Annotated in this window: 10 protein-coding genes and 1 pseudogene; 5 read left to right on the forward strand and 6 right to left on the reverse strand. The window is 70.7% G+C overall.

Going from position 1 to position 14,343, the window contains the following annotated elements; all coding sequences use genetic code 11:
• The 5 genes and pseudogenes from OP79_RS40140 to OP79_RS40160 form a co-directional block, all read left to right on the forward strand.
• A pseudogene (locus OP79_RS40140) lies at positions 1-409 on the forward strand (TetR/AcrR family transcriptional regulator); the annotation flags it as partial.
• Between the two features lie 249 nt (positions 410-658).
• Entirely contained in the window at positions 659-1,852 is a 1,194-nt protein-coding gene (locus tag OP79_RS40145) for a cytochrome P450 (RefSeq protein ID WP_033327807.1), read from the forward strand.
• A gap of 1 nt (position 1,853) precedes the next feature.
• Complete coding sequence (locus OP79_RS40150) at positions 1,854-2,048, forward strand: ferredoxin (protein ID WP_033327809.1); 195 nt, start codon at positions 1,854-1,856, stop codon at positions 2,046-2,048.
• On the forward strand, positions 2,045-3,175 hold the full coding sequence (locus tag OP79_RS40155; RefSeq protein ID WP_033327811.1) for an NAD(P)/FAD-dependent oxidoreductase: 1,131 nt from the start codon (positions 2,045-2,047) through the stop codon (positions 3,173-3,175). The genes OP79_RS40150 and OP79_RS40155 overlap by 4 nt, the downstream gene beginning before the upstream one ends.
• A 55-nt stretch (positions 3,176-3,230) precedes the next feature.
• Positions 3,231-4,424 carry a cytochrome P450 gene (locus OP79_RS40160; RefSeq protein ID WP_078492316.1) on the forward strand — a complete coding sequence of 398 codons (1,194 nt, stop codon included), beginning with the start codon at positions 3,231-3,233 and terminating at the stop codon, positions 4,422-4,424.
• 279 nt (positions 4,425-4,703) lie between these two features.
• On the opposite strand, the gene OP79_RS40165 is transcribed toward OP79_RS40160, so the two are convergent.
• The 6 genes from OP79_RS40165 to OP79_RS40190 form a co-directional block, all read right to left on the reverse strand.
• Positions 4,704-7,904, reverse strand: a complete 3,201-nt coding sequence (locus OP79_RS40165; protein ID WP_063742086.1) for a S8 family serine peptidase — start codon at positions 7,902-7,904, stop codon at positions 4,704-4,706.
• Between the two features lie 341 nt (positions 7,905-8,245).
• Positions 8,246-9,421, reverse strand: coding sequence for an amidohydrolase family protein (locus OP79_RS40170; protein ID WP_051745370.1), 1,176 nt, complete (start codon positions 9,419-9,421; stop codon positions 8,246-8,248).
• A gap of 241 nt (positions 9,422-9,662) precedes the next feature.
• Positions 9,663-10,604, reverse strand: a complete 942-nt coding sequence (locus tag OP79_RS40175; protein WP_033327815.1) for a LysR family transcriptional regulator — start codon at positions 10,602-10,604, stop codon at positions 9,663-9,665.
• 121 nt (positions 10,605-10,725) lie between these two features.
• The gene (locus OP79_RS40180; RefSeq protein ID WP_033327816.1) at positions 10,726-11,868 is read right to left on the reverse strand and encodes an LLM class flavin-dependent oxidoreductase; all 1,143 of its coding nucleotides are present in this window, start codon (positions 11,866-11,868) and stop codon (positions 10,726-10,728) included.
• Positions 11,861-12,952 carry an LLM class flavin-dependent oxidoreductase gene (locus OP79_RS40185; RefSeq protein WP_033327818.1) on the reverse strand — a complete coding sequence of 364 codons (1,092 nt, stop codon included), beginning with the start codon at positions 12,950-12,952 and terminating at the stop codon, positions 11,861-11,863. The genes OP79_RS40180 and OP79_RS40185 overlap by 8 nt, the downstream gene beginning before the upstream one ends.
• The gene (locus OP79_RS40190) at positions 12,949-14,334 is read right to left on the reverse strand and encodes an NtaA/DmoA family FMN-dependent monooxygenase (protein WP_033327820.1); all 1,386 of its coding nucleotides are present in this window, start codon (positions 14,332-14,334) and stop codon (positions 12,949-12,951) included. The genes OP79_RS40185 and OP79_RS40190 overlap by 4 nt, the downstream gene beginning before the upstream one ends.
• Positions 14,335-14,343: the final 9 nt, after the last annotated feature.

Raw genomic sequence — 14,343 nt, forward strand, 5'->3', positions numbered from 1 at the left:
GATCACGGAGCGCATGTCCGTGGAGCGGTTGCGCATCCTGCGCGATCCGGCCGTGGCCATCGCCGAGGCGGTCGGCGCGATCACCGACGCCTTCCAGGCGCACGAGGCCCTGCTACGCGTCTTCTTCCTGCTGGGCACCCGGCACGAGGCGGTGCGCACGGAAGGCGCACGGGCCAGCATCGGGGGCAACCGCCGCTTCGCCGAGGCACTGACCCACGTCCCCGTCACGCACACGGACCGCGCGGCCGCGCTGGACTTCGCCTACCGCCTGATGTACGCGACCATCGCCCACCGGATCACCCAGGGCGAGCTGATGGAGTCCGACCGTCCGCTGCCCTGGCATGAACTGCGCAGCCACCTCCAGACGGCCACCATCTCCTACCTCCTGAGCGCGCCGCAGAGCTCCTGACCTGCACTCTTCCGGCACACGCAGGCGTCCGGCGCCGTCCGTCCGCATCCGGGGCGACCTTTCGGCTGTCCACGGAAAAGGCATCACGGGGCTTGACGCGACGCTTCCCGTCTGTGAACTTGTGCTCAGCGCCGATGTGAGGGTCAACTCACATTATCGGCTTCGCTGCCCACATTGTCATGCCGCGACCGGGGCCTTCCCCTGCCCCTGAGCCCGTCGCGGCACGAGCGACTCAAGGGAGAGTTGCTGATGCAAGCGACATTGCCTGTCCCCACGTCCGGCATCGATCTGTTCGCCGACGACGTGCTCCACGATCCGTATCCCGCCCTGCGCGAACTGCGCGACGCCGGCCCTGCCGTACGGCTGACCGGATACGACGCCTGGGTCCTTCCGCGCTACGCACACGTGCGGGCCGCCCTGGCCGATCACGAACGGTTTTCCTCCGCGCACGGCGTGGGCTACGAGGACCAGTTCAACGCCCTGATGAAAGGCACCGTGCTGGCCTGCGACCCACCGGATCACACCCGGCTGCGGGCAGTGCTCTCCGAGAAACTCGCACCCAAGGCCCTGGCGAAGATGCGCACCCGCATCTCGGAGCTCGGGGACGAGCTGGTCGCCACCGCCGTGGCCAAGGGCGACTTCGACGCCGTCACGGACCTGGCCGCAGTGTTCCCCGTGACCGTAGTGGCCGACCTGATCGGACTGACCGAGGAGGCACGCGAACCGCTGCTGTCCTTCGCGGACGCCGCGTTCAACACCTTCGGACCGTTCAACGCCCGCACGCAGGCCTCCCTCCCCTTCGTCAGCCAGATGTTCGAGTACCTCAACACCGTGATGGTGCCGGCCAACCTCCACCCGGACGGCTGGGCCGCCGCCATCCACCAGGCCGCGGACCGGGGAGACATCGAGGCGGCGTCCGTGGTCCCGCTGCTGTCCGCCTACGTGATCGCCAGCATGGACACCACGATCAACGGCCTCGGCAACACGATCCTGCTCTTCGCTCAGCATCCACAGGCCTATCAGGAGTTGCGCTCCGATCCGTCCCTGATCGGCCCGGCCTTCGAGGAGTCCCTGCGCCTGGAATCCCCCGCCCAGGGCTTCTTCCGGCGCACCACCCAGCCGGTGGACATCGAGGGCGTCACCATTCCGGCCGACAGCAAGGTCCTGCTGTCCTTCGCCTCCGCCAACCGCGACGAACGCAAGTGGGAGCGGCCCGAGGAGTTCCTCGTACGGCGCAACCCGGTCGACCACGTCGCCCTCGGCTACGGCGTCCACGGCTGCGCCGGTCAGGGCCTGGCCCGCATCGAGGCGAACGCGGTCCTCGGCGCGCTGGTACGGCGTGTGTCGTCGATCGACCTCGCCGGCAAGCCGGTCCGCAAGCTCAACAACGTGATCCGGGGACTCGCTTCGCTCCCCGTCACGGTACGCACGGAAGAGCGGTGACATGACCCGGATCCTGGTCGACTTCGACCGCTGCGAGGGACACGGCCTGTGTGAGCAGACCGCGCCCGAGGTGTTCCGCCTCGACGACGAGGGTGAACTGCACCTGACCCGTGACGAGGTCGGTCCGGAGCACGAGAGTTCCGTCGCGGCCGCCGCGCGGGTGTGCCCCGTCGCGGCTCTGAAGGTCCAGCCGTGAGACGGATCGTCGTGGTCGGAGGCTCCATCGCCGCGCTGACGGCGGCACAGAGCCTGCGCGCCGAGGGATTCGACGGCCAGGTCACCGTCCTGTCCGACGAGGCGCACCGGCCCTACTCACGTGTTCCCCTGTCCAAGGGCATCCTCGCCGGCCGTGAGCCCGTGGAATCGGCTCTGCTCCCGGAACCGGGCGACGACATCGAGTTCCGTACCGGGGCACGGGCCACGCGACTCGACCCCCATGCCCGGGTGGTGACGCTGGCCGACGACACGCAGGTCCCCTATCAGGGGCTCGTCGTCACCACCGGTGCGCGGGCCCGCCGGCTCAACGGCGGCTCCGACCTGGTCGTCCGCACCCTGGACGACGCCCGGGTCGTCGCCTCCCGGCTGGCCACCGCACGGAGCGCGATCGTGCTGGGCGGCGGCTTCCTCGGCATGGAGGTCGCCACGACCTGCCGCACGCTCGGTCTGGAGGTCACCGTCGTCGACCTCGCGCCGCCCCTGCTCAGGCTGCTCGGGCCGTGGCTGTCCGATCTCGCCGTCGCGGCCGCCCGCGATCACGGCATCGGGGTCCGGGTCGCGCCGGACGGCGTCACCCTCCTCGATGAGCACACTGTGCGCTGCGGGGAGTCGGTCCTGGAAGCCGACGTGATCGTCTGCGCGGTGGGAGACGTGCCGAACACCTCCTGGCTCGAGGGCTCGGGCCTGCCCCTGGCGGCCGACGGCGGCCTCGTGGCGGACGAGCGATGTCTCGTCGCTCCCGGTATCGCCGCCGCCGGCGACGTCGTCTCCCGCCACGGCCGCCGGACGCCGCACTGGACCAACGCGGTCGAGCAGGGCAGGGCGGCCGCAGCCGCCCTGCTGCACGGAGAAAAGGCACGGCCCTATTGCCCCGACCCCTACTTCTGGACCGAACAGTCCGGTCTGGACATCAAGATCAGCGGCGAACTCCCTCTCACCGGAACCCCCGAAGTCCTTGCCGGCTCGGTGGACGACCGCAGCGCACTGCTGAGGTGGACCCACGACGACGGCACGGCCACCGCCGTCGCCGTCAACCACCGGCTGCCCATCGTCAAACTCAAGCGCCTCGGCGCCGGACCGCCCGTCGCGACCCCGTCCGGTGCATGAGCCCCGCACCCCACCCGCCCAACGCGACATCACCACCCGAGGGAAGGAGCCGACGATGCCCACCACCCCGACCACCGGCAACAGCCCGTACGACCCCCTGGACCTGACCGCACACGACCCCATCGCGCAACTCGCCGAGGCGCGCAGGCGCTGTCCGGTGTCCCAGCCACGGCCCGGCGTGTTCGTCGTCGCACGGCACACCGACGTGACGGACGCCCTGCAGCGCCCGGACACCCTCTCCTCGGAGGACAACTTCGTCCTCGAGGCCGGCACCCGTACGGCTGCTCTGCCCGCCACGCCCATCACGATGCTGGATCCTCCCGACCACACCGCGCTGCGCGCCCGCCTCCGGCGCTGGTTCGCGCCTGCCAAGCTGCGCCGGGAGGAGCCGCGCATCCGCGGCATCGTGTCCGACGCCCTCGATCAGTTGCGCCCCGGGCAGCCGGTCGAAGTGTGGTCGACGCTCGGCCGCGCCATTCCCGCCCGTACCGTGTACGCCTTCCTGGGCCTTCCCCAGCAGGACTGGGACCGCGTCCAGGAATGGGCCGATGTCGTCAACGACCACTTCCCCCAGGTCTCGTTGGAGATGCCGGAGATGGCGGCCCTGGCCGGCTACCTCGGGCAACTGGTCGCCACCCGGGCTGCCGCCGCTCCCACGGGGACGGGCGTCCTCGACGGGCTGGTGCATCCGCAGCCTGACGAGACCCCGCTCGAACCGGTCGAGATCATCATGCACTGCATCCAGTTGATCCTCGCGTCCACCGACACCACCGGAAGCCTCATCACCAACCTGCTCTACCAGTTGCTCATCGACCGGGATCGCTGGCAGGGGATCGTCGGCGACCGCACGCTCATCCCGCGTGCGATCGAGGAGTCGTTGCGCCACGACGCGCCCCTGCAGTACGTGCTGCGCACCGCCACGGCGGAAAGCGAGTTCGCCGGCTGCCCGGTGCCGGCCGGAAGCCGGGTCGTGCTCAGCCTCCAGTCGGCGAACTTGGACGAGGACGCCTGGGGTGCCGACGCGGCCGCGTTCTCGGTCGACCGCGAGCCGGGGCAGGCGACACTGGCGACGTTCGGGTACGGCATCCACACCTGCCTGGGCGCACCGCTGGCCCGCATGGAAACGCGTCTGCTGGTCGAAGGGCTGGCGGAACGCTTCCCGGGGATGCGTCTGGCCCCCGACTACTCCTGGCAGCCGGCACCACGTGCCATGGTCCGCCGCCCGGCCCGGCTCGACGTCGTGCTCTGAGGCGGCGGGTCAAGCCCGCCTCATCCCTGCAGCAGCGGAGCCGAGCGCTCCTCGGGTGCCGAGCACCCCCTGCGCAGTGCCGCCCGGCCGCTCTCGCAACTTCGGCCAGATCCGTCGGTGGGACGGGAAGAGACCCGGCCGCGGTCTCCCGAGGGGGGGTCGGGAGGTCCGCGACCGGGTCGTTCACCGCGCCGGCCACGTCCCCACGGGGCCGGTGCGGTCCGGGGACGCACGCCGATCGTCGCGCGTCCCCGGGGTCAGGGTGGTGTTCCAAAGGGCCTACGGGCTGACCGCCAGTGGCGCGGTGCCCACGGTCCTGGTGCCGTCGCCGAACTCGACCAGGCCGAGGTAGGCCTGACCGGCCTCGAGGTTCCGCCAGGAGACGGTGGCCTCGACGGGGTCACCCGCGTTCACCCGCTGCTCGGCCGGGGTGATGGTGGCCGGCCGGTCCGGCTCGGTGTCCTTGCCGATCAGCCAGGTGTGCAGGGCGTACGTCTGGCTGGTGACACCCTCCGGGAGGGAGAACTGGACGACGTACACCTCGTAGGTGCCGGGCTCGGTGAGGTCGACGTGCTCGTCGTTGCCGCCGGTGGGGTTGGAGAGCAGGTTGCCGTCCTTGTCGAGCACCCACAGGTCCACGTCACTGTCCGTGCGGAAGTCGGAGGGCAGGATCGCGATGCGGGCGAGATCGGTGCCGTCGGACACGGTGACCTCGGACTTGGCCACTGCGGTCGGCAGTGGCGACTGCGAGGGATCGAAGTCGGGCGCGGTGCCGGTGAGGGTGCCGGCCCTCACCGTGCCCGCGTACAAGCCGTTCACGGAGGTGGTGAGCGTGCCGTCCCACTCGGCCCGCGCGGTGACGGTGGCCGAGCCCTCGGCGCCCGTGCCGGTGATCTCGGCCGGCGCCGAGAGGCGGGTGGCGCGCAGGGCGACCGCGCTGTGCACCTGATGGGTTCCGTCGCTCAAGGTGACTCTGCCGAACGACCAGTCGCCGTAGGCGGCGTCGGTGCGGGTGAAGGTGACCTGGTAGGTGGCCGAGCCACCGGCGGGCACGACCAGCTTCTTCGGTGAGATCTCGGCCTTGTAGCCGGGCGGCGTCCGCAGCGTGGCGGTGTAGACGCCGACCCTGCCGGTGATGTCGGTGACCGTGCGGGTGACGGTCTGCTTCCCGGCGAGGTCGCCCACCGAGATCGTCGGGGAGTTGTAGTCGCTCGGGTCGGTCTTCCTCGCGGTGGCGCAGGCGTCCGCGCCGTCGCCGGTCACCGGGTGGTCGCCGACGGCGCACATGTACGACGTCCAGTCGGCGGAGGTGGAGTCGTAGACCAGACCCGGGTCGTCGGCGGCGTTCGGGACCACGTGCCCGGCGCCGTAGCTGAGCGGGGTGGCCGGTCCGTCGACGTTGGAGCGGCCGATCGGCCTGCCCTTGTCGTCCTCGGTGGTCGCGGTGGTCATCAGCGCGGACTTGATCTCCATGGGAGACCAGTCGGGGTGCAGCGACCGCAGCAGCAGGGCCAGCCCTGCCACGTGCGGCGCGGACATGGACGTACCGGACATGACGCCCTGTGAACCCTTGAACAGGCCGCCGGAGCCGCCCGGGGCGGTGCCCGCGGTGATGTCCACGCCCGGGGCCGTGATGTCGGGCTTGAGCAGGTCGCCGCCGCTGGTGAGGTCCGGGCCGCCGGAGGAGAACCCGGCCACCTTCGGGGCCTGTTGGCGCTCGGCGAACGCCGCGCCGATCCCGGCGGTGGCGCCGCTGCCCGCACTGGCGGCGTACGCCTTGACCGCCTGGCCGTCGGCAGGGGCGAGGTAGGCGGTCGGGATGGTGTGGGCGTCGGCGACCAGGTCGTCGGAGGCGCTGGTGTAGTACAGGACCGTGCCGGCGCCGCCCGCCGCCTTCACCGCGTCGCTCTTGTCGACGCGGCCGTTGCCGCCGCGTGCGCAGATCACGATCGCGCCCTTGACCTTGGCCGGGTCGAGGCTGTCCGCCAGGCAGCGCGCGGCGTCGGCCGGGTCTGCGTCGCTCTTGGCGGCGTTCGTCCCGTCGACGAGCGGCGCGGACGGTACGGCGGAGGGGTTGACGCCGACGCCGGTGTGGGAGACGCCGTTGCCGAGGGTGATGGTCGTGCGGTAGCCGAGATCGTGGGTGGAGGCGGCCACGGTGGTCACCCACGGGACGGTGTTGGAAGTGGTGCCGGGGCCGGCGTTGTCCGAGGAGGCGGAGATGAAGACGCCCGCCTTGGCCGCGTTGAACATGGCCGTGTACTCGGGAGAGGTGGTCTCCTCGCCGTTGCCGGAACCGAGCGAGTAGTTGACGACGTCCACGCCGTCGGACACGGCCTTCTCCAGGGCCGCGACGATGTCCACCGTTCTGCACCACCCGTCGAAGCAGATCTTGTACGCCGCGACCCGGGCGGCCGGGGCGATCCCGGATATACGGCCGGATATGCCGGTGTCGGGCACGGTGGCGGGCACGTCGTAGTTGCCCGCCACGGTGGTCGCGGTGTGCGTGCCGTGGCCCTCGGCGTCCATCGGGGAGGTCCAGTCGCCCTCGCCGGGGTCCTCGAGGCCCTTGTTGAAGTACTGGGCGCCGATCAGCTTGTTGTTGCAGGTGACCGGCGTGGGGGCGTCGCCGGTCTCACAGTCGCCCTTCCACTTCTTGGCGATGATCGCGGCGTCGGGGCGAGGTTCCGGGAGGGCCTTCAGCGACGGATTGCCGGGGTCGATTCCGGTGTCGAGGACACCGATGATCGTGCCTGTGCCCGCGTTCCGCCGGCCACCGGGGAACTTGGAGTACAGGCCGCCCGACTTCTTCAGGCCGAGGAAAGCGGCGGTGTCGGCAGGGGGCAGGCCGCCGGCGGCGGAGGCGGAGGCGACCTTCGTCGTACTCGTACTGCTCTTCGCCTTCGGTGTACCGCTCCTGACCGTCGTCGGACCGGTCATGGCCGCAGCGGTGCCGCTCTTGGCCTCGGTCGTGATTCCGGCGGCCGCCGCGGTCTCGGCCGTGGCCGTGTCGGCCAGTCGGCGCATCTCGTTGCGGGCCAGCGAGGCGACGCCGGGAGTGCGGGCCAGTTCATTCGCCTGACGTGCCGTCAACTTTGCGGCGAATCCGTTCAGCAGGAGCTGGTAGCTGTAGAGGGGCCGGACGCCGTCCACCGCGTCCAGCACCTTGTCGCGCTTCCGCTTCAGCTGGCCGATGTAGTCGCGGACGGCTTCGGTCCGCGTGTTCAGGCGCTCACCGCGGGCTGGTGCCGTCCTGGAGTGGGCGGCGACGGGCCTGTCCTGGAGCTGGACGAAGTAGATGCCGGCGGGGTACGTCTGCCGGGAGGCACCGGCCGGTCGGGCCGACGCCAGGTCGGTCGGTGCCGGGGCGGCCGGCGCGGCTGGACCGGAGGACAGGATCAGGCTGCCGACGAGCGCCGGGGCCAGCAGGGAGGCGGCTCTGCGGCCGAAGCGGCGTCTGCCGGGTTGGTGCTGGGGCAAGGTCGTACCTTCTCGTGTGGAGTGGTCAAGTTCCCGAGATCGGGGGCGTCTTGTTGCTGATGGGGAGGTTCGTCACGGCGCGCCGCCCTGCTGATTCCGGCAACTCGCAAGTGGCGTCGGTGAGTTGATCCGACGGGCCCCGACAGGGCCCTGGAACAGCTGCGGGACAGCGCCGCGGTCAACGACTGAGCGCCCGCCGGGCGACGGCGCACGTGATCACACGTGCAGCGCGTACGTCCGCGAGGGCCGACGTGCTGCTGCACCACCCGGCCCCGCCGGGTCGCCGTTCGCCTGCGGGCAGTTGGCCCGGGTGTCCGGCACGGTGGGGCGGCTTCCGGGACTCAACGCACCCGGTGGCCCGCCCGGTACACCGCGCGGATGTCGGTGACCGCCGAGATGTCGTCGACCGGGGAGCTGCCGAGCGCGAGGACGTCGGCGTCCGCTCCGGGTCGCAGCACGCCCTTGCGTCCGGCCCGGCCCACCGCTTCGGCGGCCTCGGTGGTCGCGCAGCGCAGTACGTCACGGTTCGGCATGCCCAACTCGGCGAGCTGGGTCAGCGCGTGGGGGTAGACGCCGTGCGGTTTGTCGGCGGTGATGCCCGCGTCGGTGCCGGGAACGATCCGGGCACCCGAGGCGATGACCTTGGCCACGACGTCCCACAGTGCGGCGAGGTGGGCGGCCACAGCCGGGGCCGGCGGCGTATCGCCGGGCAGGATGCCCACCGTGAGGCTGATGAACGTTCCCCGCCGTATGACCTCGTCCACCAGATCCTGGCGCAGACCGACGCCTTCGGCGGTGAGGAAGGAGAAGTGCTCGATGGTGTCGAAGCCGGCGTCGACCACGTCCGCGATCGTCGGGACGGCGTGGGCATGGGCGGCCACGGTGAGCCCGAGCCGGTGCGCCTCGTCGGCGATCAGCCGTAGGTCGGACCGGTCGTACTGCTGGTGCAAGGAGTTGGAGCCGGGCGTCATCATGCCGCCGCTGGCCATCACCTTCACCACGTCGCAGCCGCGCGCGGCACGGTTCCGCACCGCCGCCAGCAGCGCGTCGGCACCGTCGGCCTCGCCGCCGAGGAAGTGGCAGTGACCGCCGCGGGTGGTGAGCGGCGGTCCGGCGGCGACGATGTCGGGGCGCTCCGTGGGCGGCATCTGCTCGCGCAGCGCGAGGGTGAGGTAGTCGCGGTCGCCGAGGTCACGGACGGTCGTGACACCGGTCGTCAGCGTGGTCGCCGCGGAGGCGCGTGCGGTCTCCAGTACGGCCTCGTGGTCGTGGGACGCCACATGCTCCACGGCGTCCTTGGTTCCGTCCCAGCACAGATGCACGTGTGCGTCGATCAGCCCGGGAAGCAGCCATCCGTCCGGCCCGAAGTCCGTCACCGCCGCGTGCTCCGGCGGTGCCGCTCCCGTGAAGTCCACGTCGCGGATCACGCCGTCCTCGACCAGCACCATGCCGGATGGTCCGACGTTCACGCCGTCGAAGACGTGCCCTGCCCTGAGCGCCAGCAGTTCGCTGCGCATAACAGTCATCTCCAAGAAAGCACAAAATGTGGGGGGGTGGGGGGAACAAGCTCAGTCGTCGCAGGGCAGACCGCAGGCGGATGCGCCGTACCGGTCGGTGAGACGACACGGACCACTCGTCGTACGCCAGTGGCGTGCTCGCGAGTCCAACTCTTGCCGCTGACCAGGCACTTGGGGAACGAGAGATCGCCGATGGCGGTCATAGACGGGATCAATACCCCCGTGCAAGCCTGGTTTCGGATCAGCTGTGCGGTGTGTCGTGGTGCACGGGAGGCTCTGCCTCACCGGCGGCGACCAGTTGGCCGACTGTGGCCGCGGTCTTCCTCAGCCAGATGTGCGCGGGGTCACGATCATGCACAGGGTGCCACCACAGGGATTCCACCACCCGCCCCGCACCGAACGGCAGCTCGACGACGGTCGTGCCGCTGCCGGCGGGGAACAGGCGGGCGGCGCGTTCGGGGACCACGCCCACCCGGTCGGTGCCGGCGATCAGGTACGGCATGGTGAGGAAGTTCTCGATGGCGATCTCGACCCGCGGTTCCAGGCTCTCGGCGTGCAACCCGTGCAAGGGCGAGAAGCCCATCGACGGGAAGTGGAAGGGCAGCACCCAGGGACGTGCGGCGAGTTCCTCGGGAGTCGGCGGCGGCGAGCTGACGGTGTCGGATGAGACGACGCACACCCAGCGGTCCTCGTACAGATCGATGGCCGGTACGTTCGCCAGCAGACCCTGCGGCAGCACCATGCCGTCAACGGTGCGCAGGTGCTCCTGGGCGCGGCGGGCGATCTGCGGGGCCATGTGCTGGAACCGCAGCCGCACCCCCGGCGCCGTGTCGCGCACGAGGGCGGCCAGTGTCCGGCCGAAGGTGGGCAGATGCATATCGGCCACCACCAGGGTGAACTCGCGCTGTGCGTGGGCGGGTTCGAAGGCGGGGCGGGTCTGGAAGACCCGGTCTGCCGAGCCGAGCGCGTGCGCCGTGTGCGCGGCCAGGCGCTCGGCCAGCGGGGTGAGCTCGTACGTGTTCCCCACTCGGGTGAGCAGTTCGTCGCCGAAGTGGCGGCGCAGCCGGGCCAGCGCGGAACTCACGGTGGGCTGGCTCAGCCCCAGCCGCTCAGCCGCCCGCGTCACACTGCGCTCCTGCAACAGCGCGTCCAACGGCAGCAGCAGGTTCAGATCCAGACCCACGTCGCCAGGCCTCCGCGCACTATCGCCGTTGTCCACGGCAGCATAGGCGATCTCGGATTCTCGAATTCTCGAAACTCCTGGTGAGCGGCGGAAATTGGGACGGCGGGCACACCACGAACGTCTACGGCGAGTCGCCGCCCCGGCGGCGCCACTCTTCCGCCAGCAGTTCGTACGAGCGGACCCGGTCCGCATGGTCGTGGGTGATCGTCGTGATGAGCAACTCGTCGGCGCCCGTGGCCTCCTGGAGCTGTTCCAGCTGATCGGCCACCCGGTCAGGGGAGCCGACGAACTGCGTGTCGAGGCGGTCCTGGACCAGGGCCCTGTCCTCGTCCGTCCACGCGTGGGCGCGCGCCTCCTCCGGCGTCGGGAACTCGATGGCGCCCTCCGCGGTGCGGATGCTGCGGACCCACGGGCCGTAGCCGGTGGCGAGTTCGCGGGCCGTCGCGTCGTCCTCGGCGACGACGACGTCCGCGGACACGCTGACGTACGGCTTGTCGAGGAACTCGGAGGGCTCGAAGAAGGCCCGGTAGCCCTCCACCGCGTCCAGGACCGTGGCCGGACTGACGTGGTAGTTCGCGGCGAAACGCAGACCCCGGGCGCCCGCCACCTCCGCGCTCTGGCCGCCGCTGCTGCCCAGGACCCACAACTCCACGTCAGCACCCTCGCCCGGGACGATGTGCGCCTCGATGCCCTCCGGGGAGCGGTAGGTGCCCGCCAGCAGGGCGAGGATGTCGTCGATCTGCTCGGCGTAGTCCTGCGACTCGGCGCCCGGCAGCAGGAGCAGCTTGCGTTGCAGGGCGATCCGGGGCGAGCCGAGCAGGTGCTCGAAGGAGAAGCGGGGTGGTATGACCAGGCCGTTCGGGGCGCGGCCGTCGACGACCGGGGTCGCGGTCGGCAGCGGGGCAGCTGGTTGTCCCGGTGGGCGGCCGCCCGACCGGCCGAGGCCCAGGTCGAGCCGGCCCGGGTGCAGTGCGTCGAGCAGGCCGAACTCCTCCACTGTGGACAGGGCGGTGCGGTGTCCGAGCTGTACGGCTCCGGAGCCGAGCCGGATGGTGGAGGTGGCGGAGGCGGTCAGGGCCAGGACGACGGCGGGGGACGTACCGGCCACACCCGGGTTCAGGTGATGTTCGGCGAACCAGTAGCGGGCGTATCCGAGTCGCTCGGCCTGCTGTGCGAGGTCGATGGAGTTACGCAGGGCGTCGGCCGCCGTCGAGCCGGACGGGATGGGGACCAGGTCGAGTACGCCGAGGCGGGTGTCAGACATGGGCGGGCTCCTCAGGGATCGGTGGTACGGGGAGCACGGGGCCCCAAGCGAACGGCGGGTCGGGGATCTTGCGGCGCAGCACCGGAGCGACCTCGGACTGGAACAGTTCCAGCGAGTCCCGGTGCTGCCTGTCCGTCAGTCCGCTTGCGTCCGCGTGCAGATGCAGCACTGTGTGGCCGAACTGCTCGTGGTAGCGGTGAACCTTGTCGATGATCTGTTGCGGGCTGCCGACCAGCGCCGAGCTGCGCTCGACGAAGTCCTCGACGGTCGGGAAGACCGGCTCCAGGCCCAGCCGCTTCTGGAACGCCAGGTTGCCCTCGAACACGGGCCGGTACGTGGCGATCGCCTCCTGGGACGTACGGGCCACGTAGATGCCCGCCGTGCCCGCGCCGACGGCGATGTCGGCCAGGTCGTGCCCGTAGTGCTCCCAGCGCTCGCGGTAGTGACGGATCAACTCGGCGTACGGCTCGATGGGGTTGGTGACGTTCGCCGAGAACAACGGGTCGCCGTAGCGGGCCGCGAGGTCGACCGACTCCTTGCTGGTCGCGCTGCCGTGCCAGACCCGGATGGGTTGCTGCAGCGGCCTGGGCCACACCTCGGCGTCCTTCAGCTCCGGCCGGAAGCGGGTCCTGGCGGTGACCTTGTCCTGCCGCCAGATCTGCCGGAACACCTCGTAGCTCTCGGCGTTGCGCTCCCACTGGTCCTCGGGCGTGACGTGGAACAGCTCGCGCTGGGCGGCGCCGTTGCCCTTGCCGACGATCAGGTCGAGGCGTCCGCCGGAGAGATGGTCCAGGGTCGCGTAGTCCTCGTAGGCGCGCACGGGGTCGAGGAGGCTGAGCGTGGTCACGGCGGTGAACAGGCGGATGCGCTGCGTCAGTGCGGCGATGTGGCTGAGGACGACGGGTGGCGAGGAGGAGATGAACGGCCGCTCGTGCCGCTCCCCCACCCCGAACCCGTCGAAGCCCAGCTCCTCGGCGAGCAGGGCGTTATCGAGGACCTCGCGGAAGCGTTCGCTGGTCGGTTTCTGGACGCCGGTCACCGGGTCCGGGGCGTGCACGATCAGCGTGATGGCGAGGAACTTCACGACGCCACCCGCTCAATCCGCACGTCGCCGCGTACGTCGTCCGGGTGGGCGAGGCCGAGGTGGTCGCGCAGGGTCGGGCCCTCGTACTCCGTGCGGAACACGCCCTGTTCCTGGAGCAGCGGGACCACCTTGTCGGCGAAGACGTCGAGGCCGCCCGGCGTGATGTGCGGGACCAGGATGAAGCCGTCGCTCGCGTCGGCCTGCACGAAGTCGTTGATGGTCCGGGCGACGGTGGCGGGTGAGCCGACGAAGTTCTGACGGTTGCCGGTCTCGATGACGAGGTCGCGGATGGACCAGTTGTTGGCGGCGGCGCGCTCCCGCCACTCGCGGGCGGTGGCCAGCGGATCGCGGTACATGCGCACCTGGGCCCGACCCCGCGAGATGTGGTGATCGCCGAGGTCGGGGTCGATGTCGGGGAGCGGGCCGTCCGGGTCGTACGAGGACAGGTCTCGGTTCCAGACGAACTCCAGGTGCTTGAGTGCCGTGGCCCCGCTGACCTGCCGGCGGCGCACCTCGCGGGCCCGTTCCTCGGCCTCGGTGTCGGTGTCGCCGAGGACGAAGGTCGCGGCGGGCAGGATCAGCAGCTGGTCCGGGCGGCGGCCGTACTTGGCCAGGCGGTTCTTGACGTCCGCGTAGAAGGCCTGCCCCTCCTTGAGGGTGGCGTACCGGCTGAAGATCGCATCGGCGTCGGAGGCGGCGAACTCGCGGCCCTCGTCGGAGTCGCCCGCCTGGAAGATGACCGGGCGGCCCTGCGGGGAGCGCGGGACGTTGAACTGGCCCTGGATGTCGAAGTGTTGCCCGGTGTGGACGAAGGCGCCGGCCTTCGCGTCGCGCAGGAAGGTGCCGGTGGCCTGGTCGGCGAGGATCTCGTCGCCGTGCCAGGAGTCGAAGAGTTCGTTCGCGGTGGTGAGGAACTCCTTGGCGCGGGAGTAGCGCTCCTCCTGCGGGAGGAAACCGCCGCGGCGGAAGTTCTCGCCGGTGAAGGCGTCCCAGGAGGTGACGACGTTCCAGGCGGAGCGGCCACCCGAGAGGTGGTCGAGGCTGGCGAACTGGCGGGCGACCTCGTAGGGCTCGTTGAAGGTGGAGTTGATGGTGCCGGTCAGGCCGAGGTGCTCGGTGACGGCGGCGAGCGCGGCGAGGACGGTGAAGGTGTCGGGGCGGCCGACGACGTCCAAGTCGTAGATTTTTCCGCCCTGTTCGCGGAGTCTCAGCCCTTCCGCGAGGAAGAGAAAGTCGAACTTGGCGCGTTCCGCCGTGCGCGCGAAGTGGGCGAAGGAACTGAACTCTATGTGGCTGCCGGCCTTCGGGTCGCTCCACACGGTGGTGTTGTTGACGCCGGGGAAGTGGGCTGCCAGGTGAATCTGCTTCAGCGGCTTGCTCATGGTCGTACG

Origin of the sequence: Streptomyces yerevanensis, assembly GCF_000716805.1 — a bacterium.
Lineage (GTDB): Bacteria > Actinomycetota > Actinomycetes > Streptomycetales > Streptomycetaceae > Streptomyces > Streptomyces flaveus.

Coding starts and splice junctions, on each gene's coding strand:
- OP79_RS40150 (WP_033327809.1), top strand. CDS start 1,854: ATGACCCGGATCCTGGTCGACTTCGACCGCTGCGAGGGACACGGCCTG.
- OP79_RS40180 (WP_033327816.1), bottom strand. CDS start 11,868: ATGTCTGACACCCGCCTCGGCGTACTCGACCTGGTCCCCATCCCGTCC.
- OP79_RS40190 (WP_033327820.1), bottom strand. CDS start 14,334: ATGAGCAAGCCGCTGAAGCAGATTCACCTGGCAGCCCACTTCCCCGGC.
- OP79_RS40145 (WP_033327807.1), top strand. CDS start 659: ATGCAAGCGACATTGCCTGTCCCCACGTCCGGCATCGATCTGTTCGCC.
- OP79_RS40170 (WP_051745370.1), bottom strand. CDS start 9,421: ATGCGCAGCGAACTGCTGGCGCTCAGGGCAGGGCACGTCTTCGACGGC.
- OP79_RS40160 (WP_078492316.1), top strand. CDS start 3,231: ATGCCCACCACCCCGACCACCGGCAACAGCCCGTACGACCCCCTGGAC.